Source organism: Parvularcula maris (assembly GCF_024505085.1).
GTDB classification, from domain to species: Bacteria; Pseudomonadota; Alphaproteobacteria; order Caulobacterales; family Parvularculaceae; genus Parvularcula; species Parvularcula maris.
This window is the reverse complement of sequence record NZ_JANIBC010000022.1, coordinates 1-24887: the sequence shown is the minus strand read 5'-3', so window position 1 is coordinate 24887 and position 24887 is coordinate 1. Positions and strand designations below refer to the sequence as shown.

The following is a 24887-nucleotide window of genomic DNA, read 5'->3' as shown; positions in this document are numbered from 1 at the left end:
AAAAATGATCCCGCCTTCGCCTACATCTCCTCGATGCCCGCCAGCGTCAGCAGGAAGTCGCCCAGCTCCTCCTCACTTCGCGCGGCATAGGCACCTGCCTGGTGGAGGGACACGCCGCCGTGGAGGATCGTCCAGGCGCGCTTGACAGCGAGATCGTCGCCGAAGGCCTCTTTGGCGGCGCGGATGAGGTCGCCGATGGCCCTGTAGAGGCCCTCGGGCTTCTCTCCCGAAGGGGCCGCCATCATCACCGCGTAGAGGCCTGGGCGGGCAAGGGCGAAGCGAATATAGGCGCGCGCGAAACCGGCGGCATCCTTGCCGTCAGCGCTGGCCTCATCGGTCAGGCGGCGGTAGCCCTCCTCGGCGGCGGCGGCGATCAGCGCGGCTTTGTCCGGGTAGTGACGGTAGAGCGCGCGGTGGGTGACGCCTAGCTCCGCCGCCAGCTTACGCAGGGACAGCGCCTCGGCGCCATCGGTCTCCAGCGCCCGAAGCGCCGCTGTCAGGGCCGAAGCGCTCAGATCACCGTGGTGGTAGGCGGAGCTTTTAGCTTGAGGCTCCCCCGCGCTTTTTGACATTCCACTCGACCCTCATCGTCGCGACCTCGTTGCCGGAGGCATCGGTCAGGCTGACGGTGACAGGGAACTTGATCCGGCCCTCCTCGTCCAGCCGTTTCTTGAGGCCGGCGATATCCTCGCCCACCAGGCCCTTGGCCGTGATCGTGCCCTTGGCGAGCTTGAGATAGGCGATCTCGGCCTTCGCTGCGACGGGCTGGAGCTCCATGATTCTGTCGGCGAAGGCGCCGGTGAACGCCGCCCCGGACGCCGTCTCGCCCAAGGTGTAGAGCGCGCCTGCGTGCTGGGTGCCGAGATGGTTCGAGATCTCATGGCGCTGCTCGAGCGTGCAGGTGCTCGTACCCTCGCCGAGCTCGTCGATGACGATGCCCGTATAGCCCACGAAAGGGACGGTGGAGGCGAGCTGCTGCTTGATCATGTCGTAGGGGGACAAGGGGTGCTCCTTCGCTATGTCTCCGGTGGGTACATAAACGGTGAATGGGCGCGGTGCAAGCTGCAGGGCTGTAGGTTGACGGGTTGTTCTCTTCCCCCTCAGCCTGCCGGCAGCTCCCCCACCCATGTGGGAGCGAAGTAGGGCAAAGCGGTTGGTCTCGTTCCCTCCCCCACTGGTGGGGGAGGTGCCCGAAGGGCGGAGGGGGCTACTAGTAAGGCTTCCGCCCCACGTAGAGGGTCTGGCCGCAGCAGGGCTCGGGGCCGTCTACCGGTTCGTAGCCTTCGAGCAGCACCTCGCGAACGAAGGTTTCGGGGTGGTAGGCGAGGTAGGTGCGGCTGCCCCTCGAGACCCCTCCCCTGGTCACGAGCTCGCCGCGGTCGAAAGCGGCGCGCTCGCCGGGTAGAAGCCCGCCTGCCTGCTCTTCTCCGTGCACGGTGAAGAGGAAGACCCCGCCAGGCTTCAGCACACGGCGTATCTCTGCAGCCCAGGCGGAGTGCTGGGCTTTGGAGAGGTGGGTGAAGATCGACACGGCGAAGACCGCATCGAAGCTGGCATCCTCTGCGGGCAGCGGCGGCATGGGGTCGTTGCGAAGATAGGTGCCGGGCAGGTGGGCGCGGCAGTAGGCGAGAGAGCTCTCGTCGATGTCGAAGCCGGTATAGTCCGTCTTCGGCGCAAGATGCATCGCCAGCCTGCCGAGGCCGCAGCCCCATTCGGCCACTTTCGCCGTGGAGAGATTGACGTGACGGCTGAGAGCCGCCTCGATCTCAGCCGCGTTCTCGCGCCCCCAATTCCTGTAGTCCTCGAGACCGGCATCGCCATAGGTTCGGCGAATGAGCGAGGCGCTGGGGAGCGGCGGCCCTTCATAGGATGCGAGGAACGCGGCGTTCGCTTCTTCCGCCTCCTCGACATCGCGCGCGATGGCGATGCGCTCGGCCACCCCGAGGAGGCCGAGCCCTCTCAGGACGGCAAGCAGCCGCTCCCGCTCGATCGGTAGGCGCACTAGCCCAGGACGTCCTTGGTCGCCTGGGCGAAGATGTCGAGCCCCTCGTCGATGAGGGCGTCGGACGCCACGAGCGGCACGTGGGTACGGATGACCTGCGCCTTCTTGCCCGCCGTGAGGGTGATGAGGCCGAGCTCCCGCGCCCGGCCCTGGATCTTGGCGGCGGCCTCGGCGTTGGGCTTCATCGGGTCGCCGTCGACGACCATTTCCACGGCGGCCATGGCGCCCACCCGGCGGACATCGCCGAAGGTGCCCTTGCCGACCCCTTGGGCGAGTTCGTTCCAGCGCGCCTCCACCTTGGCGCCGATCTCTTCCGCACGCTGAATGAGACCGTCTTCCTCGATCACATCGAGGACGGCGAGGGCTGCGGCGCAGGCGACAGGGTTGCCGCCATAGGTCGAGCCCATGCCCCCCGGCGCGATCGAGTCGAAGAGGTCGGCCTTGCCGATGACGGCCGAGAGCGGGAAGCCCCCCGCGATGGATTTGGCGCAAACGAGGAAGTCGGGCTCGACGCCGGACTGCTCGATGGCGAACATGGTGCCGGTGCGGGCGAAACCCGTCTGCACCTCGTCGGCGATGAACATGATGCCGTGCTCGTCGCAGATCTTCCGTAGGCCCTGAAGGAACGCCCTCGGGGCGGGGACGAAGCCCCCCTCCCCCTGGACGGGCTCGATCAGGATCGCCGCCACGTCCGAGGGCGCGATCGAGGTCTCGAAGATATGCTTGAGGCAGTTCAGCGCCCCCTGGCTCGACATGCCCTTGTACTCGTGCGGGTAGGGAGCATGGTAGACGTCACCCGGCAGCGGGCCGAAGCCCTCCTTGTAGGGACGAGCCTTGCCCGTGAGTGCAGTTGCGAGAAGCGTGCGCCCGTGAAAGCTGCCCTCGAAGCTGATAAGGCCGGGGCGCCCGGTGATGCGGCGGGCGAACTTGCAAACATGCTCAGTCGCCTCGGAGCCTGTGTTCATGAACATGGTCTTGTAGTCGGACTTGCCGCCACCAGCGTGCCTGACGAGATCGTTCAAGCGCTCGGCCAGCTCGATATAGGGCTCGTACTGGGCGACGCCGAAGCAGGTGTGGACCACCTTCTCCATCTGCTCGCGGGCAGCGGCCATCACGCGCGGGTGGTTGTGGCCGACATTGAGAACGCCGATCCCGGCGATGAAGTCGATGTAGCGCTTGCCCTCGACGTCCCACATCTCCGCGCCCTGCGCCTTGGCGGCGTAGATACCCGACTTGGAAGGCAGGCCGCTCGGGCAGGCAGCGTTCCTGCGCGCCACCATCAGCTCGTTGGTGGGGTACTCGTTGCTGCCGGCCTTATCGCTCATTTCTAAGTCCTTCTCCATCGAACTTCAGGTGCGCTCCAGCCTCTGCGCCGCTTGGACGCAGGGTTCAAGGGGCAGCGCTCACTGCCGCGCGCCTCCCCCTGGCCGAACCTTGGGCGGGACCTCCGTGTTGCGTTCGCATCAGACAAGACGACCGGAGACCCCCCATGCTCTACCACCAGTTCGACGGCATCGACATTCCCCGCCTGGGGCTCGGCACCTGGCAGCTCAAAGGCGACGACGCCTACCGCATCACCTCCAAGGCGCTGGAGCTGGGCTACCGGCATATCGACACCGCTGCCGTCTACAAGAACGAAGAGGAGGTAGGCCGCGCCATCAGGGAGAGCGGCGTGGCGCGCGACGAGATCTTCCTCACCACCAAGCTCTGGTACGAGAAGATCGGCGAGAAGACCAGCATCGACGCCATGAAGAAGTCCCTCGACCGGCTGGGTACGGACAATGTCGACCTCGTCCTCAACCACTGGCCGGTTCCCGAGATGGAGATCGGCGCCCAGGTCACGCCCCTAGCCGAGATCCAGGAGCAGGGCCTCTCAAGGCTGGTCGGCGTCTCCAACTACACCCAGAACCAGCTTCTGACGGCGGTGACCGAGTGCCCGGTGCGCCTCGCTAACATCCAGTGCGAGTACCACCCCAATCTCGACCAGGACCCGGTCCTGAAGACAGCGCGCGGTTTCGACATGCTGTTCACCAGCTACTCCCCCATCGGCCAGGGCGAGGTGCTCTCCAACCCCGCCATCGAGCGTCTGGCCGAGTGGAACAAGCGCACGCCCGCCCAGATCGTTCTGCGCTGGCACCTGCAGCAGGCCAACGTGGCGGCTATCCCGAGGACCAGCTCGGAGGACCACCTCAAGTCCAACTTCGAGATCTTCGATTTCGAACTCTCCGCCGAAGACATGAAGACCGTCTACGGACTGATCAAGCCCGACGGTCGGATGATCGACCCCGACTGGGCACCCCAGTGGGACACGGGCGTCGCCGCCTGAGCGCTTTCGCGCCCCTTGGGGAGAGAGGCCGGGTCTTTCTCCCCGATCTGAAGATGACCACACTGAGTGATGCGCGTGCTGCTCTCGCTTCCGTGAATCCTTTCTACGCTGCACTGCGAAAAACTTCCATCTATCAATCGTTCGTGAAGTCTATTGGACAGTGTATCAGTCGTTATGCGGACGGCCCTGCGGTATGTGGCGACCACGTCATGAACCGATGCCGAGGAGTGGGAACGAGAGCATGAGAAGACTAGGTTTGACCACGGCGCTCGTCGCTGCCGCCGGCATGGGCTTCGCCTCCGCCGCCACCGTCACGATCGACGATTTCGCCACGCCGCAGACCGTCACCATCGGCGCCGATATGACGATGTCGGAGGGTGTGACCGGCGATGCGGCGAGCCTGCTCGGCGGCGTCCGCGAGGTGACGCTCTCGAACCAGGACGGGCTTGACCTCGACCTTGAGAGCATCTTCAACGCACAAGGAGCGTTCGGACGCTTCGAGAGCGGTGCCAGCGCGAACGGCACCGGCATCTTCACCACCTTCCTTCTCGAGTATGACGGCACGAACGACGGCAGCTTCGATACGGACGGCCTCGGCGGCATCGACCTCGTGGACGGCACCAATACGGGCTTCCGTGTCGGCGCCAACTTCGTCGACGGCGTCAGCGAGATCACCGTGACGGTGTGGGACGGTGACAGCTCGGCCTCCGCCTCCTTCGAGCTGACGGCCAGCGGCATCTTCACCCTCGCCTTCTCCGAGTTTGCGGGCATCGACTTCACCCAGGTGGACGCGCTGAGCGTGACCGCGCTGAACCAGACCGCCGCGGCGGACTTCAACCTCGACTTCATCGAGACCGCGCCCCTGTCCGACATCGTCGTGCCCGTGCCGGGCGCTGCGCTTCTCTTCGCGGGCGCCCTCGGAGCCTACGCGGCCAAGCGCCGGAAGAAGGGCGTCTGAGCTCTCACCTGCGTCAGTCCTGACGAGCCGACCCGCCGCGACTGAACGAAGCCGGACACCAGAAGGCAGGGTTCGCCCTGCCTTTTTCTTTGCGATCAGCGCTGCCGCGCCCTAACGGGTGGCCATGGCCTTTCAATCCACCGATACCTATGTCGCCACCGACGACCTCAATGTCGCGGTCAACGCCGCCGTCACGCTAGAGCGGCCCCTCCTCGTCAAGGGTGAGCCAGGCACCGGCAAGACCGTGCTCGCCAAGGAGGTCGCCGACAGCCTCGGCGCTCCGCTCATCGAGTGGCATGTCAAATCCACCACCAAGGCGGCCCAGGGCCTCTACGAGTACGACGCGGTCGCCCGCCTGCGCGACAGCCAGCTCGGCGAGGAGCGCGCCACGGACGTCGGCAACTACATCAAGCGCGGCAAGCTTTGGGAGGCGTTCACCGCTGAGAAGCGCCCCGTCCTCCTCATCGACGAGATCGATAAGGCGGACATCGAGTTCCCCAACGACCTCCTGCAGGAGCTCGACCGGATGGAGTTCTACGTCTACGAGACCGGCGAGACGGTGAAGGCGAAAGAGCGCCCGATCATCATCATCACCTCGAACAACGAGAAGGAGCTGCCCGACGCCTTCTTACGCCGCTGCTTCTTCCACTATATTCAGTTCCCTGACGATGAGACCATGAAGAACATCGTCTCCGTCCACTACCCAGACATCAAAGAGGGCCTCGTCCGCGAGGCGCTGACCCGCTTCTACGCCCTGCGCGAGGCGCCGGGTCTCAAAAAGAAGCCCTCCACCTCGGAGCTTCTCGACTGGCTAAAGCTGCTCATGGTCGAGGATGTGGATCTCGCGACCCTTCGGGAGAAAGACCCCCGCAAGGCGATCCCGCCGCTTCACGGTGCGCTCCTCAAAAACGAGCAGGACGTCCACCTCTTCGAGCGGCTGGCGTTCTTAGCGAGGCGCGAGGGACAGTAGGGGCGGGTCGCTGCCTACCTATTTCGTCAGCAGGCGCACCATTCTTGAGGCGGTCTCAGAGCCGTGCCGTTCGGTCAGATACGGCTCGCACTCCGCTTCGGTCATATCCTCTCGGCCATATGGAAGGACCTGCGCGCCGCCCGCTCTGATCTTGGTGTCCAGCTCCTCTAGCCAGTCCAGGTGGTGCCGGGCGGTAACGTTGAGGTCGCTAGCACCCAGACGGACGTGGCGTCCGGCCTTCGTCTCCATCTCGTAAACGAACAAGCCGTCGTCGTCCTTCGCCACATCGCACCGGACCCGGAGGATAGTGATGTCTGCGATCGGGATGCGCCGAGGCTTGACCTCCCAGACGCGCTTGGTGACGAGGCCTGCCGGATGAACGATGTCGTAGTGGCTGCGTTCAAGGCCCAGTGCCGCGAAGGCCGCAGCGAAACCGAGGAGCGTCCACCCCCTTATCGTTCCGATGCGGCGATGCTGCCAGTGCGCAAGCAGCTCCTCGGGTTCGAAACCCTCCGCCTTTAAACCAGGCCTCAGGCGGAGGCGGGTCGCAAGGTCCGTCTCGACTGCCTCGATGACAGCTTCGGTCTCGCCCTGGGAACGAAACCAGGCACGCGCTGCCGAAGCAGGATCACGAGACGGCCAGGCCTCGATCGCCCACATGCCGCCCCCCATGAGGACCATGAACACCATCATCTCGCTAAAAACAAACGGGTCCAGACAGAGAAAGTCCGCCAGGCCTTCCGTTCGCCCCGGCAGAAGGAGCCCGGCTCCCAGACCCAAAAAGGGCTGGTCCGGTCGCTGCTGCGTCCATATGGCTGCCGCGGTGAAGATCAGCGCGCCGAGAAAGGGGATCATGATCGTCAGCAAACCTTGCAGGCTGCCTTTGTCTCGCGCCAGCGGGCTCAGATACTCACGCAGGCGAGCTGAGAGCTCTTCCAGCTCGCCGAGCTCTTCCTGCGACAGCTCACGGCCAGCGGTGGGCTCTTCATTCAGCAGGCGCTCTTTGCGCTGGCGGGTATGCCAGAACTGATAGGCGTAGAGAATGGGGATGTAGAGGAGGAAAAGAAGGATGATGGGGGCACCAACCTTCAGAAAGCGGAGAGTACTTCTGAAACTGTCCGCGAAGCTCGGAGCCTCCTGCTCAAAGACTACCAGGGCGAGAGCATCGCGCAGCTCGAACCACACGGGCAGCCCAACGATGAACGCGACACAGACCAAAGGTACGCTCCACATCAGGAACCCATACGTACTCGGATCGAGCCCGCTCTCCGGCCTCGAACGCTCCGTGGCCAGCTCGACGGGATTGCGTTTCTCTTCGGCGGGCTGCTGCTTCGATAGCGGCGCTAGGGCGGCAAGGGAGAGAACACCAGCCAGCCCGAGCAAAGTGAGCCAGTTCGCCTCGCCAAGTGCACCGGCATGATAGCCGTCCCAGGCGAGGTTGATGAACATGATGCTGACGAACGGCAGGTTCAGACAGAACAGGGCATACTGGCCGGCATACCCCAAAACGCCTCCTGGCGGCGGAAGCCAGGCGCTGATGACTGCCCCGATCAAGAGAACTGCCGACCCGGCTAGATAGAGGCGAAGCAGGCTGTCAGGACCCAGCGCATTGAGACCTCCCCAGCCAGAGCCTGTCTGGAGCGCCGTCAGTAGGCCAAGCACGATCGCCAGTGCTCCGATAAGAAGCGCCGTCGAGATGAAGGGCCTGCCGCCCTCGTTCCTATGCTTCACCTGCACTGTCCCAAACTTCCTGCTGGGCGCAAGGGTGGCTGACGCAAACGGGCAGCGCAAGGATTAGGGCGTGGTCCTTGCTGCGCCTGCTCCCCTACCCCGCCACCTGCCCCAAGGTCCCGGCGGAAACCCTGACCTTCTCGGCTTCCTCTCCCACTTCGCGCCGGAAGAGCGAGCTGCCGCAGATGACGCAGAAGCCGCGCTCGACATCATCGGAGCTGGGATACCAGGCGATCGACTCGGCGCCGTTCTCGATGACCAGCTCGTCCTGAGGGGTCGTGGTGGTGGTCCAGGGCGAGCCTGCCCAGCGCTGGCATTGGCTGCAGGAGCAGGTCGAGGCGGCCGTGACCTGGCCGCCGATCCTAAAGCGGACATCCCCGCAAAGGCACTGCCCTCTCAATCCCATAGACGCGCTCCTTCTCTCGCTTCTCGCCTAAAGCGCTTCCTTAACCGCGTCCACGCCCAGCCGTTGCCCCCGCCTTGCCAAAAGGTTAAGGTGGTCCCTGGGCACAGCAGGGATGACGATTGATGAGCCGTATTATTGCGCTACTTCTCGGGCTGCTCGGCGCCGTCGGGGCGAGCCAAGCCCCTGAGTTCACGCAGCAATATATGCAGAACCTGCGCGGCGGCGTGGACCGGCTCGGTGAGGTGGTCGAGCGCTTCGACCAGGATGCGGCGCGCTCCGATCTCAGCCGCCAGGAGGCCCTCGACTACTGCCTGGCCGATGAGCGGCCGGGGGGCTCCATGTCCTGCCTTGGCCGGGCGGAGGATGTGGCCTCCTACCTGCGCTACCGTCAGCAACTCGACACGCTGGAGAGCACCGGCGAGTGGCAGCGGCCGATCTATCTCGCCCGCGACCATGACCAGGCCGTGCTGGAATCGACCCTCGAAGCCTACAAGCCCGCCGTGCCCACCACAATGGACGGCGGCGGCTATGCCTTGGCTGGGTTCGCCCTTCTTTGGGGGGTCGCTTCGTTGATCCTTGGACTGATCACCGCGCCCTTCCGCCGCTACTGAGGCACCTCAGAGGGGCCGCACCATATGCCCCATCTTGCGGCCAGGTCTCGCCTCGGCCTTGCCGTAGAGGGTGAGATCCGTGCCCGGCTCGGCCACCAGCTTCTCCCAGCCGTTCACCTGATCGCCGATGAGGTTGAGAAGCTCCGACGGCCGAAGGGTTGCCGCTGGGCGTAGGGGCCAGCCGGTCACGGCGCGGATATGCTGCTCGAACTGGCTGACCGAGCAGGCCTCCAGCGTATGGTGGCCTGAATTATGGACGCGGGGGGCCATCTCATTGGCGAGGAGGCCGTCTTTCGTCACAAAGAACTCTACCGTCAGCACACCGACATAGTTCAGGCGTTCGAGAATCGCCTTGGACGCCTGACGGGCCTGCTGGACGAGGCGATCGTCCGCCTGCGCCGGAATCATCGAGCGGGCGAGGATGCCGCCCTCATGGTGGTTCTCGCAGAGGTCGAAAAAGGCGATGTCGCCAGATCGGGCACGGGCGGCGATCAGGCTGACCTCGCGCTCGAAAGAGGCGAAGCCTTCGAGGAGGAGCGGCGCCTCGCCTAGCTCTCGCCAGACGGCATCGGCATCTTCGCTGCCGGTGAGCCTTGCCTGCCCCTTGCCGTCATAGCCGAAGCGGCGGGTCTTGGCGATGGAAGGGCCAGCCTCGGCAAGCGCGGTACGCAGATCGTCCGCACTATCCACTTGCCAGAACGGCACGGTGCCGATGCCGAGATCGCGGAACAGGGTCTTCTCTCTCAAGCGCTCCTGGCTGGCGGCAAGCGCCTCCGCGTTCGGAGCGAGCGGCGTGCCTGAGGCTGCCACGGCGGCGGCGGTCTCGGCGGGGACGTTCTCGAACTCGTAGGTGACGACGTCGCAGCGTTTGGCGAAGGTGGTCACGGCATCGACGTCGAGATAGTCTCCCTCAAAGGGCTTGGCAGCCATACCCGCGGGGGAGCGCACGGCGCCTGGGCCATAGGCGGCTGCATGGAAGCCGAGCTTGGTCGCGGCGCTGGCCAGCATCCGGCCGAGCTGGCCGACGCCTAGGATTCCGACGGTGCTGCCCGGCGGGAGCATGGTGGTCACGTGACCGGCTCGTCCTGGACCGGCGCTTCGAGCACCGCTTCGGACTGCTTCTGCCGCCAGGATTTGAGGCGCAAGGAGAGTTCGGGGTCCTGCAGCGCCAGGATGGAGGCGGCCATGAGCCCTGCGTTCTTCGCGCCGGCCTCGCCGATGGCCAGGGTGCCCACGGGGACGCCGCCGGGCATCTGGGCGATGGAGAGGAGGCTGTCCATGCCGGAAAGCGCCTTGGACTGGACCGGCACACCGAGCACCGGGAGGGTCGTCATGGAAGCAACCATGCCCGGTAGATGCGCCGCGCCCCCGGCGCCTGCGATCACCACTTGAAAGCCCTGATCCTCGGCGGAGGTGGCGAAGCGGACGAGGCGGTCGGGGGTCCGATGGGCGGAGACGATCAGCGCTTCATAGCCGACCTGCAGCTCATCCAAGGCTTCCGCGGCGCAGCGCATGGTCGGCCAGTCGCTCGAGCTGCCCATGATGATGGCGACGGGGGTTGTGTCCTGGACCATGAGTGGTCTCCCGCAAAAGAGCCGGTTAGCTTGGGTTGTGGAGGCGGGCAAGGGTACGCGTCATGACGTCGTCATCCCGGCTGTAGCGTAGCGAAGGTTGAGCCGCAAAGCGGTTGACGGACCCATGGACCGAACCTCTGTCATGGCTTGATCCGTTCGGTCCATGGGTCCCGGATAAGCCTGCGGCTTTCCGGGATGACGGCGGATCATACCCCCGAGCGCAAACTCCGCACTCGCGCGATCAATCCCGCCGTGGAGGCATCGTGGTCGCCGTCGGCCTCGTTCTTCAGCTCCGCCAGGATGGGCTTGGCCAGCACCTTGCCAAGCTCCACGCCGAACTGGTCGTAAGAGTTCACGCCCCAGACCGCGCCCTGGACGAAGATCTTGTGCTCGTAGAGGGCGATCAGCGCACCGAGGGTTTCGGGTGTCAGCTTCTGCATCAGGACCGAGAGCGACGGCCTGCCGCCGGGGAAGGCCTTGTGGGGGGCGAGACGCTTCGCTTCCTCGTCGCTCGCGCCCTGCTCTTTCAGTTGCGTGAAAGCCTCGTCCTCGGTCACGCCCACCATCAGCGCTTCGGGCTGGGCGAGGAAGTTGGCGAGGAGCTTCTCGTGGTGGTCGCCCAGGGGGTTGTGCGAGACGGCAGGCGCAATCAACTCGCAGGGGATGACGGTCGTGCCCTGGTGGATGAGCTGATAGAAGGCATGCTGACCGTTCGTACCCGGCTCACCGAAGACGATGGGGCCTGTCTCGTATCCTGCGGGCAAGCCGTCCAGACGGCGGGACTTACCGTTGCTCTCCATGTCCGCCTGCTGAAGATAGGCAGGCAGACGGTGCAGCGACTGGTCGTAGGGCAGCACCGCCACAGCGGGCATATCCAGGAATGTCCGGTGCCAAAGGCCGATCAGGCCGAAGAGAAGGGGCAGGTTCTTGTCGGCAGGCGCCTCTTCGAAATGCCGGTCCATGGCGTGGGCGCCGGAGAGGAGGTCCTCGAACGCTTCCCAGCCGACCGTCAGGGCGATGGGCAGGCCGATGGCCGACCAGAGGGAGTACCTGCCGCCCACCCAGTCCCAGAAGCCGAAGACATTCTCCTCTTCGATCCCGAAGGCGGCGGTGGCTTCGTGGTTCGTGGACAGAGCGACGAAGTGACTGGCGACATCCGCCTCGCTCCGCCCCGAAGCCAGGAACCATTCCCGCGCCGAATGGGCATTGGTCATGGTCTCTTGAGTGGTGAAGGTCTTGGAGGCGATGGTGAAGAGGGTCGTCTCGGGATCGCACCGGCGCAGCGTTTCCACGAGATGCGTTCCGTCCACGTTGGAAACGAAGTGAACGTCCCTGCCCTCGATCCAATAGGGCTTCAGCGCCTCGGTCACCATGACGGGGCCGAGGTCCGAGCCGCCGATGCCGATATTGACGACAGTGGTGAGCGGCTTGCCGGTGGCGCCGCGGCGGTCGCCGGAGAGGACCGCGTCGCAGAACGCCTTCATCCGCTGGCGGACGTCTTCGATGTCCCCCATGGGATCGGCGCCGTCCGCTTTGTACTTGCCGTCGCGGTTGTCGCGCAGGGCCATGTGGAGGACCGAGCGGCCTTCGGTCTCGTTGATCGGCTCACCGGCGAACATCCGCCTGCGGCGTTTTTCGACGCCGACCTCTTCGGCCAGCCCCAGAAGCGCGTCCATGACCGGACCGGTCACCTGCGCCTTAGAGGCGTCGAGAAACAGCCCCGCCGCTTCGAAGCTGAAGCGCTCGAACCGGCCGGGCTCCTCGGCGAAGAGCTCGCGCAGGTGGCGCTTACCGTCGGTCTCGGCGAGCTGGGAGAGAACCCCCCACGATTTGGTCTCGGCGGGGTTCATGGGTGTCTCCGTCAGTTGAGTTCATAGCGTCGCCACCCCCTAGTCCGTCAGTTCGAAGCTGAGAAGAGCCTCAACTGTTGCGCGGCTCGCGAAGCGTGCAGCCGCGCCGTATCCAACCGTCAGACCGCGGCACGCTTTGCGAGCCGCCCTACGTATCAGCTATCGGCGTATTTCACCGAGCAGCCGTAAGGCTTGGAGACCTTGGTGACCACTTCGCCGCCGTTCTTCATCTGCGACAGGGCGGTGCTGACATAGTTGTCGGCCCGCTTGATGTCGGCGGGGTTCGAGGAGGGGATGGTGTCGATCGCGCCGTTGTAGCGCAGCGTACCCTCTCCATCGATGATGAACATATGCGGCGTGGTCTTCGCCGCGTAGGCCCGGCCCATGGAGCCGTCCGCATCGAGAAGGACATAGGCGGGCTCGGCGCCGCGCTCGGCGTTGAGCTCGGTGGCCCGCGCGGCGTCGGCGTAGCCCTGCTTGCCCTCGGCCGACGAGATCACCTGCACCCAGACGATGTCCTCGGCCCCCGCGCGCTTCTGCAGCGCCTGCATGTTGCCCGCGCCGTAGTGCTTCTGAACGAAGGGGCAGCCGTCATTCGTCCATTCGAGGACCACGGTCTTTCCCTCGAACTGATCCAGACTGATCGTCTCGCCGCCGGCGGAGACCTCCGAGAATTCGGGCGCCGCCTGGCCTGGCATGGGGGCCAGGAGGGCGAGAAGGCTTGCAGCTAAAGTCGAGATCATCCGCGGTTCTCCAGCGTCTCTTTCATCAGTTTGGCGGTAAGGATCTGCGGCAGTACCTCAGCCTCACCCGTCCCATCGTAGTAGAGATAGAGCGGAACGCCAGAGCGTCCCTGCCGTTCTATCGCCGCGGTAATGATCGGGTCGGGGTTGGTGAGGTCAGCCACCATGAAGACCGTGCCGGTCTGCGCGAAAAGGTCTCTGATCTCCGCCGTCTCCAAGACGACGCGCTTGTTGTACTGGCACGTCACGCACCAAGCGGCGGTGAAGTCGATGAAGACCGGCTGGCCCTCCTCCATGAGGGCGGCCAGGCGGGTCTCGTCATAGGGCTCCTTGGCGGTTTCGCCTGCGTAGGAGACCGGCGCTGCTGTCTGCAGGCCGGTCAGGGGCACGATGGCAACGACCAGGGCCAGGGCGGCGGCAGCCTGGAGGGGCAGCGACGTGCCCTTCTCCTGGGCGAGGCCGAAGAGCCAGGCAGCGAGCCCCGCCACGACGAAGGCGATGCCTAGGCGCAGGACGGCGTCGGGGCCTGCCTGAAGGCTCACCACCCAGACGAGCCACACCACCGTGCCGAACATGGCGAAGGCGAAGAGCTGCTTGAGGCGGATCATCCAGGCGCCGGGGCGGGGGAGCTTCTCGGCCAGGCTCGGCACAAAAGCGAGGAGGAGGTAGGGCAGCGCCAGGCCTAGTCCCAACACGAGGAAAACGGCCATGGCGGCGGCTGGCGGCGCGGTCAGGGCGTAGCCCACGGGCGCGCCTAGGAACGGGCCGATGCAGGGCGCCGCGACCAGCACCGCTAGGAGGCCGGTGAAGAAGGAGCCTGCGGGGCCTTTCTTCTGGGCGAGGCCGGAGCCCGCGCCCTGAAACGAGGTGCCCACCTCAAACATTCCGGCTAGGTTCAGTCCGATGAGGAAGACGATCAGCGCCAGGATGCTGACGGCGACCGGCGACTGAAGCTGGAAACCCCAGCCGAGCTGCGCCCCTGCCGCCCGAAGGCTGAGGAGCACCACCGCCATGATGGCGAAGGTGACCAGCACCCCTGCCGTGTAGGCATAGGCGTCCATGCGGATCGTCTTACGCTCGGCGCCTGCGAGGCTCGCGATGCTCGACGCCTTGAGGAAGACGATGGGAAAGACGCAGGGCATGGCGTTGAGGATTAAACCGCCTAGAAGCGCGAAGAGGAGAAGGAGCGGCAGGCTGGCTGACGAGGCGCCGCTGCCCCCTCCCCCGCCCGCTTCGGCAGCGTTCAGGCGAGCCAGAAGCGGGGCTGCGGCCACCATCTCCTCGGAGCGCACGGCGGCGATCTCGACGCCGACCTCCTCGCCCTCCATGGCGAGAGTCAGCAGGCCTTCGAGGGTCTGAGGCGGTTCGAACTCGTACTCGATGCCGGGGGTGAGAGCGATGAGGAGAGCGCCGTCCTCGCGCAAGGTGGCCTGGGTGGAGGACGGCTCGATGAGGCCGCCGACAGCCGGGTAGAAGAAGGGGTCGCCTTCGGGAGCGCCTTCGATCCTCAGAACCACCGTGCCCTCCGCTTCGGAGAAGGCGGCCTCGAGGCCGAGATCCCTCGGCTGGGCGCTGCGCGCGGTGCGGATACGCTCGGTCTGGCCCGGCACGGGGCTGGCGCTGGCGGCGATAGGAATGGAGAGCGAGAGGTCGGCGCTCTCCGGGATGCAGACGTCGAGGCAGATGAGCCACTCGGCGAAGACGTCGAGCCGCGCCATGGTCCCTGGCTGGGCACCCGGCGGCACCTTGATCGGCACGAGAAAGGTGGGGCTGCCCTCGTGGCCGAAATTGGTCAGCGGCCCGAGCGGCAGGCGGTGGGGCAGCGGGTAGCCTAACTCTCCGGCCTCGAAGCCCTCGGGCAGTTGCCAGCCAAGGTTGAGCGGCAGGCCGCTATCGCCGGGGTTCTTCCAGTAGACATGCCAGCCCTCGTCGAGCTCCTGGGCCAGGGCCACCCACAGGGTCTCGCCAGGGACAGCAGCGCTCTGCTCCGAGATCAGCCGGCTCGTCGCATGACCGGTGCGCACCGCCTCCCCGGTCTGGGCATGGGCGGCAGCAAAAAGGGTGAAGGCAGCAAGAAGCAGGCGCAGCATAGGCATGGGTTCGGTTGTTGCGGGGGTTTGGTTACAGCGACTGGCGACGCCCGTCATCCCGGAAAGCCGTAAGGCTTATCCGGGACCCATGGACGAAGTTTGGTTGCAGGCCCAACCGTCACTCTGTTTGCCGCTGCAGGCCATGGGTCCCGGATAGGCTGCGCCTTCCGGGATGACGGTCTCACCCCTCCGGCAAGTTCTCCAGGAAGAACCGGACCGTGTTGCCGCCCATCACCTTGCGGATATCGTCCTCCGGCATGCCTGCGTCGAGGAGCGCCTGGGTGATGGCGGGGAGTTCGGAGGCGTCGAGCTCCGTCGTCACCGTGCCGTCGAAGTCCGAGCCGAGGGCGATATGGTCCACGCCGAAGCGGTTCGCGCCCCATAGGATCGCATCGGCGATGCCTGCCGGGGAGGCGTCGCAGGTGACGTCCTCCCAGAAGCCCACGCCGATCAGGCCGCCGTTCTGGGTGATCATCTCCATGGTCTCGTCGGAGATGTTGCGGGGGCTGGGGCAGTGGCCGTCGAAGCCCGTATGGCTGACGATCAGCGGTCCCGCCTCCATGGCGAGGACATCTCGGACCACATGTTCGGAGCTGTGCGCAACGTCGATGATGATGGAGAGCTCGCGCATCCTCTTCACCGCGTCGCGGCCGAAATCGGTCAGCCCCGCCCCGCTCTGGCCGTGCAGCGAGCCGCCCAGCTTGTTGTCGAAGAAGTGCTGCAGCCCCATGACCCGGTAGCCCGCCTCGAACAGCCGGTCGATATTGGCGAGGTCGCCGTCGAGAGCGTGGGAGCCTTCGGTGCCTAGGATGGCGGCGACGGCCTCACATGGGTTGTACCACTTGTCAGTAGTGGAAAAGCTGCCGTCCGCATTCTTGGCATGCCGCATACCAAAACGGCAGTCACCACGTACTATTTGTAGCTCCCCCAACTCTGCCTTGGACGTGACCATGCGGAGGGGAGCGAGGGCATCTCCTAACGTTTCTCCCTCTTCGGAACCGGCAGCAAACCCAGCCAGCTTCTCCGCCTGATAAACCGCCCGCTCGGTGCGGCTATCCCAGGTGCGTCTCGGCCACCGCTGGGCCATGGCGAGCTTGGTGATGTTGTCCGAGCCCGCGTCGTTCTCCTCGTAGTTCTGGCCCACCGGGGTCTTAGTGACGGCGGTGAAGACCTGGAGGAACACGCCGCCCTCGCGCAGGCGCGGCAGGTCCACATGGCCGCGGTCGTTCCTCTTCAGAAGGTCGCGGTTCCAAAGGAGACTATCGGCGTGGAGGTCCGCCACGGGGATGGTGGCGTGGAGCGCCCTCGCCTCTTCGGAAATCTCATAGGGTGCGTGGGGGAGGACGGGGTTCATCCGCTTGTCCGCCATAGGCGGGGCGAGGATGAGGAACAGGGCGATCCCTGCGCCGAGGAGGATGGTGGAGAGAAGGGCCGTGCGGACGAGAAGCCTGGTCATCCGGCGAGGCTAGACCGGGTTGCGGGCGGGGTCACCCGCCACCGTCATCCCGGCCTTGAGCCGGGATCCAGGGACCAATCCTTACTCAGGGCGGCTGAGCTTAGGTCTATGGGTCCCGGATAAGCCTTTCGGCTTTCCGGGATGACGGGTGTTGGTGGGAGAGGCGCCTACTGAGGACGCTGCTCGATGTCGGCCTTGTCGGCCCACATATAGACGTCGGTGCCCATGGGCATGTCCTCGATCTCCTCGCCGTCGATCATGCCGTCCTGGACCTCGCGCACCGTGCCGGTGAGGTCGATGACCTGGCCTTCGGTGATGTCGTAGCGGCCCTCGGTCTCGTCGCCGGGGGTCTCCTCCTGGTCGAGCACCACGAGAAGCTCCTCGCCCTCATCGTCCTCGACGGTGAAGGTGCGGTCGCCGACCACGCTCTTCACGCGGACTTCGTTGAGGGTCACCGTCCCTTCGGGGAGGGTGTCGTCGGTCCTGATCGAGGCGATCCGGGTTTCCTGGGTCTCGCCCATCTCGGCGTCGAGCTCGGTGGTGACGACATCGGCTTCGATCTCTTCATAGCCCTCTTCCATCAGGGCTTCGTCAGTGACGTTCTCCGCCGTGGTTTCGAGGTCGGCAGGGTCGTCCTCGACCACGAGCACGTCGGCTTCGAGGTCCTGCTCGGCGAGCTCGAGGTCGGAGGTCCGTTCGCTGCGAAGGTCTTCGGCCTCGGCGACTTCGATGGGCTCTTCGGCGGCTTCGTACTCGGCCGTGTCGGTCTCGGCGCCGCCGCAGCTCGCGAGCATTACCGCTGCGGGCACGCCCAGCAGCCAGTTCCAACTAGGGGCGGCTTTCTTCAACGTTCTGGTCTTCGTCATGTCGTCCTCTGGCGCGCCTTGCGCGTGTTGCGATGCGCCATGAACGGCGAGGCGGCGCCAAAAGATGCACCGCCTCACCAAGGCTTGACAGAGGTGGACGAAGGTTAGCGTTAGTGCATCGACATGCCGCCATCGACTTCGTAGTCGGCGCCGGTCACGTAGGACGCATCGTCCGAGAAGAGGAAGGCAGCGACGCCCGCGATCTCCCTCGGCTCACCGAAGCGGCCCAGCGGCACCTGGGACTTGATGCCCTCCGCCATCTGCTCCGCCTGGCCCTGGTCCATGCCGGTCCGAGAGAAGAAGTTCGAGTCGATAGGGCCGGGGCTGATGCCGTTGGCGCGGATGCCCCTGGGGGCGAGTTCCTTCGCTAGTACCCGCACATAGGAGCGCATGGCCGCCTTGGAGGGCAGGTAGAGCGAGCCGCCGGGCATGGCCATATGCTGGCCGACCGAGGTGTTGATGAGCACCGCGCCGCCATCCTTCACCTTGCCCGACAGCGCCGCCATCTGCAGCATCGGGCCGCGGACATTGACGTCCATCTGGGCCGCGAAGTCCTCGGCGCTGATCTGATCGTGGGGCAGGAACTTGCCGAAGCCCGCATTGAAGAAGACGCCGTCGAGCTCTTGGACCTGGCCTGCCAGCGCCTGCGCCGCGCCGGGGTCGGAGGCGTCGTTGGCAAACGCCGTGATGCCCTTCTGCCCGTTGAGCTTCTCGATCTTCTCCTGGTTGGTGCCGGTCACGAAGACGCTGGCGCCTTCCTCAGCCAAACGGTGGGCCGTGGCCTCGCCGATGCCGCTGGTGCCGCCGGTCACGAGATAAGTTCTTCCGTCAAAGCGTGCCATGAGATCGCCTCCTCAGTTTGCGTGTGTCGTGGCAATGACCGGCCCAAAGTAAGAAGCGCCATGACGAGCGCGACACACAAAAGCGGCAGCACTGTTTTGCGCTTCGGGCACGGACGGAACTGCGCCTGCGCTGGGACGCCCGATTGACGGCGCGGGCGAAGCGGTTACGTCCCCCCTACACTTCCGCCAGCCTCAAGGAGAGCATCATGGCCGTCAGCCTTCCCCCCCTTCCCTATGAGCGCGATGCGCTGTCCCCGCATATCAGCCGCGACACGCTCGACTACCACTACGGCAAGCACCACCAGAAATACGTCGACACCACCAACGAGATGATCGCCGGCACCGAGCACGAGAACGCCGACCTCGAAAAGATCGTGCAGGACGCGGAGGGCTCGAACCAAGGGCTCTTCAACAACGCCGCCCAGGTCTGGAACCACACCTTCTACTGGAACTCGATGAAGCCCAAGGGCGGCGGCAAGCCGTCGGGCAAGATCGCCCAGATGATCGACGATAGCTTCGGCTCCTACGACAAGTTCCGCGAGGAGTTCACCAAGGCGGGCGCGACGCAGTTCGGCTCCGGCTGGGCCTGGCTGGTCGAGAAAGGCGGCAAGCTCGAAGTGCGCAAAACGCCGAACGCGGAAACTCCGCTGACGGAGGCAGGCGCCACCCCGCTCCTCACCATGGACGTCTGGGAGCACGCCTACTATCTCGACTATCAGAACGGCCGTCCCAACTACATCAACACGTTCCTCGACGAGCTGGTGAACTGGGACTTCGCCGAGAAGAATTTGGGTTGATGTAGCGCCACCTCTCCCGCCCGCGGGAGAGGTCGAAATCTATCTGATTTCGGGTGAGGGCCTCGGCGAAGCCGTTCTGCTACGCTTGCCGTCAAGACCTGCGCTCAGAAGCCCCTCACCCTCGGTCCCTCTCCCGCAGGCGGGAGAGGGAAGCGGTAAGATCAGCCCTTCAGCATCCAGATAATAACCAAGACGCCGAAACAAGCCGTCGCCAGTGCCGCGGCGATCAGGCGGAAGCGGCTCTGGCGCAGCGCTTCGACGCCGTGGGTGTCGAGGCGCTCGCCTACCTTCTTCGCGTTCGCCTGAGCGATGGCGAGGATGCCGATCCCGATCAAGATGAACAGCGAAGCTCCGGCTTTGGCGAGCCAGGTCGGCTCCAGCTTCTGCACCACCGCGTGAAAGCCGAGCCCCAGTGCCGTCGAAGCCATGGCCGTTCTCGCCCAGGCGGCGAAGGTCCGCTCATTGGCCAGAACCGTGCGGTCCTCGGCCCAGTCGGTACGGTCCTCCGCCCATTTGGTGCGGTCTTCGGCGAGGTCGTTCTTGTCCTTGCCCTCTTCGGCCATCAGCCGTCGGAGGAAGTCAGGCTGTCATAGACCGTCTCGACGAAGCGGTCCTCGGAGATGAAGCCGCCCTGGCGCGCGCCCGCATATCTCTTCGCAGGGCGAGCCCTGACGATCTGCTCCTTGCTCCGTCCACGGTCGATCTGGGCCTGCACCTTGTCGCGGATGTCCTCGAGCATGGCGTGATACGCCACCATGCCCTCGCGGTCGGTGAGCTTGCCGTGGCCGGGGATGACCACCGTGTTGGCGTCGGCGGTCTCGACCATCTTCTCGAGCGCGGCGATGACGCCGTCGATGCTGCCGCCGCCCTGAAGGTCGATGAAGGGGAAGCTGCCGAGGCTCTCCTCGAACATCAGGTCGCCGGTATGGATGACGTTGGCGTTCTCGAAATGGACGAAGCTGTCGCTGTCGGTATGGGCGTGGTGAACGTGATGGGCGCGGACGTTCTCACCGTTGATATGGAAGCTCTGACGGTCGGAGAAGGTGACCACCGGGGCACTGGCGGGGTTGTCGCCCTCCAGGATGCGCGCACGGACATTCTCATGGCCGAAGATCAACGCGCCTGCCTCGCCGAGATTCTCGTTGCCGCCTGAGTGGTCGCCGTGGAAATGGGTGTTGAGGACGAAGTCGGGGCTCTTGCCGGTCAGCTCCAGCACTTTGAGCTGTATCTTCTCCGTGAGAGGGGCGAACTGATCGTCCACGAGGAACACCGCGTCCTCGCCGCTGTGCAGGCCGATATTGCCGCCCGCGCCGTAGAGCACCCAGACGCCGGGGGCGGCCTCCTCGTGGGTGATATTGATATTGTCGAAGTTGCGCTGGGCCTGGGCGCCGGTCAGGGCGAGACCGGCGGTGAGGACGAGGCTGAGGGTTCGGATCATGTCATGCTCCCCTGATATGGTTGGAGTCGGACCTAGGCGGGCCGGGCGGCCGGGGCGAGCGCGGAAGGCAGTCGCAGTGCCTTCACGGTTCGGTGGAGGAGGAGAACGCTAAGCTCGCCCCCGGCCTTTCCCCTGTTCGAACGCAGAGACGGAAAGGTTACCCATGCCTCAGATTCAGGACGCCAAGATCCTCATCATGGCCACGGACGGCTTCGAGCAGTCCGAGCTTCTCACCCCGCGCGATCAGCTCTCCGGCAAAGGCGCTACGGTCCACGTGGCCTCGCCCGACGGCGAAGACATCCGCGGCTGGGACGAGAAGGACTGGGGCGAGACGGTGCATGCCGACAAGGCCATCAGTGCCCAGGACGCCGACAACTACGACGCCCTCGTGCTGCCCGGCGGTCAGATCAACCCCGACAAGCTGCGCCTCAATAAGGAGGCCTTGGACCTCATCCAGCGCTTCAACCAGCAGGGCAAGCCGATCGCCGCGATCTGCCACGCGCCCTGGCTTCTGGCCGAGACCGGCATCGCCAAGGGCAGGACCCTTACGGCCTACGACTCGATCCGTACGGATTTGAGGAACGCTGGCGCGACGGTGGTGGACCAGGAAGTGGTGAGGGACGAGAACATTATCACTTCACGCAATCCAGGGGATCTGGATGCCTTTGTGGGCGAGATCGCCGACGCGGTTGCTGGGAGCTGAGCGTTCATCCTGCGCCTCCCTCTCCCGCTTGCGGGAGAGAGAATGAGGGTGAGGGGCTTCTGAGCGCAGGTCTTGATGGCAAGCGTAGCAGAACGGCTTCGCCGAGGCCCTCACCCGAAATCAGATAGATTTCGACCTCTCCCGTGAACGGGAGAGGTGAGCACCCAGCTCCCCCCCAAGAACGCGAGCGAAGCGGAAGCGTAGTCGAGCCGGCGCTCAAATAGGCTCGCGGGTAGCGAGCCGGTAGCGCCACCCAGAAAAATGCTAGTGCCACTAAACACAAGAAAAGGCCAGACCCTTTCGGGCCTGACCTTTTCCTGGGTAAAGGCGTTGCCGCCTACCTGGTCCGCCAAGATGCCATGCTACCGGCACCCGACGGAAAACTCCCCTCACGCTCTGACTAGATGCGCGGGCTGTAGTAGCTCGACACTTCCTGGCGGAAGCTCTGATCGGCGAAGTTCGGCCAGTTGTCCTTGTCGAAGCCGGGGGCGTCCTTCAGACGCTCCTTGTCGATGTTCAGGACAAGGCGCTCCTTGCCGGTGTCGGCCGTGAACTGATCGAACGGAACGGCGAACAGTTTGTTCCCCATACCGAGCACACCGCCGAAGTTCAGCACGCCGTACTCGATGCGCCCGCTGGACATGTCGATCATGATGTCTTCGAGCTTGCCGAGGCTCTCGCCTTGCGGGTTGACGACGCTGTCGCCGATAAGACTGCTGGAAGAAAGTACCGGTTGCATAATATGTGGTCCTCCAAAATAACTACACCCAACCAACGCGGTAGGAGGGGTGCAGGTTCGCCCAGGCCACCACTTTCGCGTGTTACGGTCGGTTCAGAGTTCCAGGCCCGTAGGGCGGATTGCGGAGCCATCCGCCGTCCTTCGGTTTCCACCCCCATAGGCGGAAAGCTTCGCGTTCCGCCCTACCTCCTTCCCCTCCTCTCCCCCTCGGTGTAAGGCCTCCTCATGGACCAGAACACCCTCGCCCGCCCCCGATCGCGCTTTATCACCCATGGTGAGGAGGGGTTCGAGGGCATGCGCCGCGCCGGAAGGCTGGCGGCGGAGTGTCTCGATATGCTCACCGGCGAAGTGAAGCCGGGGGTGAAGACCCAGGCTCTCGACGACCTCGCCTACCAGTTCATCAAGGACCACGGCGCGACCTCGGCCACTATCGGCTATCGCGGCTACCGCCACGCCCTCTGCATCTCCACCAACCATGTCATCTGCCACGGCATCCCCTCCGAGAAGCCCCTGCGTGACGGCGACATCGCCAATATCGACGTGACGGTCATTGTGGACGGCTGGCACGGCGATACCTCGCGCATGTTCACCGCGGGAGAGCCGAAGGTGCGTGCCCAGCGCCTCATCGACGTGACCTTCGAGTGCCTGTGGAAGGGGATCGAGATCGTCCGTCCGGGCACGAACCTCCGCGAGATCGGCCGCGCCATCCAGACCCATGCGGAAGGAAACGGCTACTCGGTGGTGCGTGACTTCTGCGGCCACGGCCTCGGCCAGGTGTTCCACCTGCCGCCCAACGTGGTCCACTATGAGAAGTACAAGGAGCGTGACGGCTCCTGGCAGCACGCCCCCGATGTGGCCCTCGAAGAGGGCATGTTCTTTACCATCGAGCCGATGATCAATATCGGCAAGCCCGACGTGCGCATGATGCGCGATGGCTGGACGGCGGTGACCAAGGACAAGTCGCTGTCCGCGCAGTTCGAGCACTCCATCGGTGTGACAAAGGACGGCTACGAGGTCTTCACGAAAAGCCCCAAGGGTCTCGACAGGCCGCCCTACACCGCCGGATGAGCACGACGGTCAGTACCAAGGACCTCGCCGCGGGCCACCGAAAGCGCCTGCGCGAGCGGTTCATGGAGGGAGGGCCGGAGGGCGTCCGGGACTACGAGCTTCTGGAGCTCATCCTCTTCGCCGCCATCCCGAGGCGCGACGTCAAACCCCTGGCGAAGGTTCTGCTCGCCGAGTTCGGCAGCTTCGCCGATGTGATCAGTGCACCGAGAGACCGCCTCGAAGCCGTCACGGTACGGATCGACGGCAAGCCTCCCCTCACCTGTACTCCTGGCGTGCTGGCGCAGTTCGCCATCGTCCGCGCGGCGGCGCTGCAGCTCTCGGCGGCGAACGTGATGGGCCGTCAGGTGCTGACGAGCTACGAAGCGCTCATCGACTACTGCCGGGCGAACGTCGCCTATGAGCAGGTCGAGCAGTTCCGCATCCTGTTCCTGGACAACAAGAACGCCCTCATCGCGGACGAGAAGCAGCAGACCGGCACCATCAACCACACACCCGTCTACCCGCGCGAGGTGGTCAAGCGCGCCCTCACCCTCAATGCGGGCGCGATGATCCTGGTGCACAACCACCCTTCGGGCGACCCGACGCCGTCGAGGGCGGACATCGCCATGACCGAGAAGATCGTCGAGGCGGCGAAGGCGGTGGACATCACGGTGCACGACCACCTGATCATCGGGCGGGGCAGGCATACGAGCTTTCGCGAGCAGGGTCTGATCGGCTAGAACTGAGCAGAAGCGATGAGCATCAAACTCGAAGAGGCCAATTTCTCGGAGCTGTCGGAGGTGCTGGCACGTTCCTTGCGCGAAGAACCCGAAGCAACGCCGCCAGCTCGCGAAAGGAGGCCCGTGATGAAGGAACCCGTCAGCGCCTCGCGCGTGCGTATCGCCATCGCCAAGCTTCTCTTCCGCGAGGAGATCGACGTGGGCGAGCTCTACAGAGCCCTGGGCATCGACCCGGCAGATGCGGACAGCGACGTCTTGGCCCATCTTGCCGGTATCCTCGACGGCATGGAGGCGGCCTCCAAGGGTATCCGTGACGAGGGCCTCGAAGGCTGGTCACGCAAGAAGTGACCGGCGAACCCGGCGACCAGATCAAGCGCTCGGTGACCCTCGCCGGCCACCGCACCAGCGTCCGTCTCGAGCGGCTGTTCTGGGACGAACTCGAAAGGCTCGCCGAGCGGCGGAGCGTGTCCCTCGCCAAGCTGATCGCCGAGGCCGACGTGAAGCGGTCTTCGGAGCAAAGCCTCGCCTCTGCGCTCCGCGTGGAGGTGGTGGAGGCGCTGAGGCAGTCCTGACCTGCGAAGCGAGCCTACAAACCACCTTGGATCGGCGGAGAGCTCCGTGTTCCACCCTACACTCCCCTTGCCCGCTCCTCTCTGCGCCTTCCCATGGTCGCGCAGCGATCCATGGGACCCATCTCCGAACAGCAGGATAAGCGTCGCGGGCAGGAGGTGGGTCCCACGGTCTTCCGCTTCGCTACGCCGTGGGAAGGCGGATGAAGAAGGGGGCCGTAGGGCGGCTCGCGCAGCGTGCCGCCATTCAGAGCGCAACCGTCGCAGGCGGCACGCTTCGCGAGCCGCCCTACTGTTCGCTGCGCCCTAATGCGCCCCGGCCCCCTCAGCTTACCGGCAGCTCCCCCACCAGTGGGGGAGCGAAGTAGGGGGCGGAGGCTGGTTCTGCTTCCCTCCCCCATTCCATGGGGGAGGTGCCCGAAGGGCGGA

Annotated in this window: 27 protein-coding genes; 10 read left to right on the top strand and 17 right to left on the bottom strand. The window is 65.1% G+C overall.

Annotated elements, in window-relative coordinates; all coding sequences use genetic code 11:
* Nucleotides 1-20: 20 nt before the first annotated feature.
* The 4 genes from NOG11_RS14485 to gabT form a co-directional block, all read right to left on the bottom strand.
* The gene (locus NOG11_RS14485; protein ID WP_256620524.1) at nt 21-572 is read right to left on the bottom strand and encodes a TetR/AcrR family transcriptional regulator; all 552 of its coding nucleotides are present in this window, start codon (nt 570-572) and stop codon (nt 21-23) included.
* Nucleotides 541-1002: a DUF4442 domain-containing protein gene (locus tag NOG11_RS14480; protein ID WP_256620523.1), complete on the bottom strand. Its 462-nt coding sequence runs from the start codon at nt 1000-1002 to the stop codon at nt 541-543. Before NOG11_RS14480 ends, NOG11_RS14485 begins: the two co-directional genes overlap by 32 nt.
* 208 nt (nt 1003-1210) lie before the next feature.
* Nucleotides 1211-2002, bottom strand: coding sequence for a class I SAM-dependent methyltransferase (locus NOG11_RS14475; protein WP_256620522.1), 792 nt, complete (start codon nt 2000-2002; stop codon nt 1211-1213).
* Nucleotides 2002-3327, bottom strand: coding sequence for a 4-aminobutyrate--2-oxoglutarate transaminase (gabT, locus tag NOG11_RS14470; RefSeq protein WP_256620521.1), 1326 nt, complete (start codon nt 3325-3327; stop codon nt 2002-2004). The genes NOG11_RS14475 and gabT overlap by 1 nt, the downstream gene beginning before the upstream one ends.
* 164 nt (nt 3328-3491) lie before the next feature.
* Here gabT and NOG11_RS14465 point away from each other — a divergent pair, with 164 nt between their 5' ends.
* From NOG11_RS14465 to NOG11_RS14455, 3 genes are all read left to right on the top strand, one after another.
* Nucleotides 3492-4328 (top strand): aldo/keto reductase, encoded by an 837-nt coding sequence (locus NOG11_RS14465; protein ID WP_256620520.1) that lies wholly within the window; start codon nt 3492-3494, stop codon nt 4326-4328.
* A gap of 241 nt (nt 4329-4569) precedes the next feature.
* Nucleotides 4570-5286 carry a hypothetical protein gene (locus tag NOG11_RS14460; protein WP_256620519.1) on the top strand — a complete coding sequence of 239 codons (717 nt, stop codon included), beginning with the start codon at nt 4570-4572 and terminating at the stop codon, nt 5284-5286.
* Between the two features lie 124 nt (nt 5287-5410).
* Nucleotides 5411-6256, top strand: coding sequence for an AAA family ATPase (locus NOG11_RS14455; RefSeq protein WP_256620518.1), 846 nt, complete (start codon nt 5411-5413; stop codon nt 6254-6256).
* A gap of 18 nt (nt 6257-6274) precedes the next feature.
* Here the strand turns inward: NOG11_RS14455 and NOG11_RS14450 are convergent, their stop codons facing one another.
* Both NOG11_RS14450 and NOG11_RS14445 read right to left on the bottom strand, forming a co-directional pair.
* The gene (locus NOG11_RS14450) at nt 6275-7987 is read right to left on the bottom strand and encodes a hypothetical protein (protein ID WP_256620517.1); all 1713 of its coding nucleotides are present in this window, start codon (nt 7985-7987) and stop codon (nt 6275-6277) included.
* Nucleotides 7988-8081: 94 nt separating this feature from the next.
* Nucleotides 8082-8393, bottom strand: a complete 312-nt coding sequence (locus NOG11_RS14445) for a GFA family protein (protein WP_256620516.1) — start codon at nt 8391-8393, stop codon at nt 8082-8084.
* 122 nt (nt 8394-8515) lie between these two features.
* On the opposite strand from NOG11_RS14445, the gene NOG11_RS14440 reads away from it, so the two are divergent.
* The gene (locus NOG11_RS14440; protein WP_256620515.1) at nt 8516-9004 is read left to right on the top strand and encodes a DUF2937 family protein; all 489 of its coding nucleotides are present in this window, start codon (nt 8516-8518) and stop codon (nt 9002-9004) included.
* 6 nt (nt 9005-9010) lie between these two features.
* Here NOG11_RS14440 and NOG11_RS14435 read toward each other — a convergent pair whose 3' ends face one another.
* From NOG11_RS14435 to NOG11_RS14400, 8 genes are all read right to left on the bottom strand, one after another.
* On the bottom strand, nt 9011-10066 hold the full coding sequence (locus NOG11_RS14435; protein ID WP_256620533.1) for a 5-(carboxyamino)imidazole ribonucleotide synthase: 1056 nt from the start codon (nt 10064-10066) through the stop codon (nt 9011-9013).
* A 5-nt stretch (nt 10067-10071) separates the two neighbouring features.
* The gene (gene purE / locus NOG11_RS14430; protein ID WP_256620514.1) at nt 10072-10578 is read right to left on the bottom strand and encodes a 5-(carboxyamino)imidazole ribonucleotide mutase; all 507 of its coding nucleotides are present in this window, start codon (nt 10576-10578) and stop codon (nt 10072-10074) included.
* Nucleotides 10579-10784: 206 nt separating this feature from the next.
* Complete coding sequence (pgi, locus tag NOG11_RS14425; protein WP_256620513.1) at nt 10785-12428, bottom strand: glucose-6-phosphate isomerase; 1644 nt, start codon at nt 12426-12428, stop codon at nt 10785-10787.
* Nucleotides 12429-12583: 155 nt separating this feature from the next.
* A complete protein-coding gene (locus tag NOG11_RS14420) occupies nt 12584-13171 on the bottom strand; it encodes a redoxin family protein (RefSeq protein WP_256620512.1) in 588 nt (195 codons plus the stop codon).
* Nucleotides 13168-15267: a protein-disulfide reductase DsbD family protein gene (locus NOG11_RS14415; RefSeq protein WP_256620511.1), complete on the bottom strand. Its 2100-nt coding sequence runs from the start codon at nt 15265-15267 to the stop codon at nt 13168-13170. The genes NOG11_RS14420 and NOG11_RS14415 overlap by 4 nt, the downstream gene beginning before the upstream one ends.
* Nucleotides 15268-15442: 175 nt before the next feature.
* Nucleotides 15443-16717, bottom strand: a complete 1275-nt coding sequence (locus NOG11_RS14410; RefSeq protein ID WP_256620510.1) for a dipeptidase — start codon at nt 16715-16717, stop codon at nt 15443-15445.
* 167 nt (nt 16718-16884) lie between these two features.
* Nucleotides 16885-17583 carry a hypothetical protein gene (locus tag NOG11_RS14405; RefSeq protein WP_256620509.1) on the bottom strand — a complete coding sequence of 233 codons (699 nt, stop codon included), beginning with the start codon at nt 17581-17583 and terminating at the stop codon, nt 16885-16887.
* A 110-nt stretch (nt 17584-17693) separates the two neighbouring features.
* Nucleotides 17694-18425: an SDR family oxidoreductase gene (locus NOG11_RS14400; protein ID WP_256620508.1), complete on the bottom strand. Its 732-nt coding sequence runs from the start codon at nt 18423-18425 to the stop codon at nt 17694-17696.
* A 206-nt stretch (nt 18426-18631) separates the two neighbouring features.
* On the opposite strand from NOG11_RS14400, the gene NOG11_RS14395 reads away from it, so the two are divergent.
* Nucleotides 18632-19222 carry a superoxide dismutase gene (locus tag NOG11_RS14395; RefSeq protein WP_256620507.1) on the top strand — a complete coding sequence of 197 codons (591 nt, stop codon included), beginning with the start codon at nt 18632-18634 and terminating at the stop codon, nt 19220-19222.
* A 161-nt stretch (nt 19223-19383) separates the two neighbouring features.
* Here the strand turns inward: NOG11_RS14395 and NOG11_RS14390 are convergent, their stop codons facing one another.
* Nucleotides 19384-19785: a DUF202 domain-containing protein gene (locus NOG11_RS14390; protein ID WP_256620505.1), complete on the bottom strand. Its 402-nt coding sequence runs from the start codon at nt 19783-19785 to the stop codon at nt 19384-19386.
* Nucleotides 19785-20660, bottom strand: a complete 876-nt coding sequence (locus NOG11_RS14385) for an MBL fold metallo-hydrolase (protein WP_256620503.1) — start codon at nt 20658-20660, stop codon at nt 19785-19787. Before NOG11_RS14385 ends, NOG11_RS14390 begins: the two co-directional genes overlap by 1 nt.
* Nucleotides 20661-20823: 163 nt before the next feature.
* On the opposite strand from NOG11_RS14385, the gene NOG11_RS14380 reads away from it, so the two are divergent.
* Entirely contained in the window at nt 20824-21363 is a 540-nt protein-coding gene (locus NOG11_RS14380) for a type 1 glutamine amidotransferase domain-containing protein (protein WP_256620502.1), read from the top strand.
* A gap of 400 nt (nt 21364-21763) precedes the next feature.
* On the opposite strand, the gene NOG11_RS14375 is transcribed toward NOG11_RS14380, so the two are convergent.
* Nucleotides 21764-22102, bottom strand: a complete 339-nt coding sequence (locus tag NOG11_RS14375; protein WP_256620501.1) for a PRC-barrel domain-containing protein — start codon at nt 22100-22102, stop codon at nt 21764-21766.
* 225 nt (nt 22103-22327) lie between these two features.
* Here NOG11_RS14375 and map point away from each other — a divergent pair, with 225 nt between their 5' ends.
* The 4 genes from map to NOG11_RS14355 all read left to right on the top strand — a co-directional run bounded on the left by map (nt 22328) and on the right by NOG11_RS14355 (nt 24461).
* On the top strand, nt 22328-23170 hold the full coding sequence (gene map, locus NOG11_RS14370) for a type I methionyl aminopeptidase (protein WP_256620500.1): 843 nt from the start codon (nt 22328-22330) through the stop codon (nt 23168-23170).
* A complete protein-coding gene (gene radC / locus NOG11_RS14365; protein ID WP_256620499.1) occupies nt 23167-23889 on the top strand; it encodes a RadC family protein in 723 nt (240 codons plus the stop codon). The genes map and radC overlap by 4 nt, the downstream gene beginning before the upstream one ends.
* A 126-nt stretch (nt 23890-24015) precedes the next feature.
* Nucleotides 24016-24237 (top strand): hypothetical protein, encoded by a 222-nt coding sequence (locus NOG11_RS14360; RefSeq protein WP_256620498.1) that lies wholly within the window; start codon nt 24016-24018, stop codon nt 24235-24237.
* Entirely contained in the window at nt 24234-24461 is a 228-nt protein-coding gene (locus NOG11_RS14355) for a ribbon-helix-helix domain-containing protein (RefSeq protein ID WP_256620497.1), read from the top strand. The genes NOG11_RS14360 and NOG11_RS14355 overlap by 4 nt, the downstream gene beginning before the upstream one ends.
* The last annotated feature ends 426 nt before the right edge of the window (nt 24462-24887 follow it).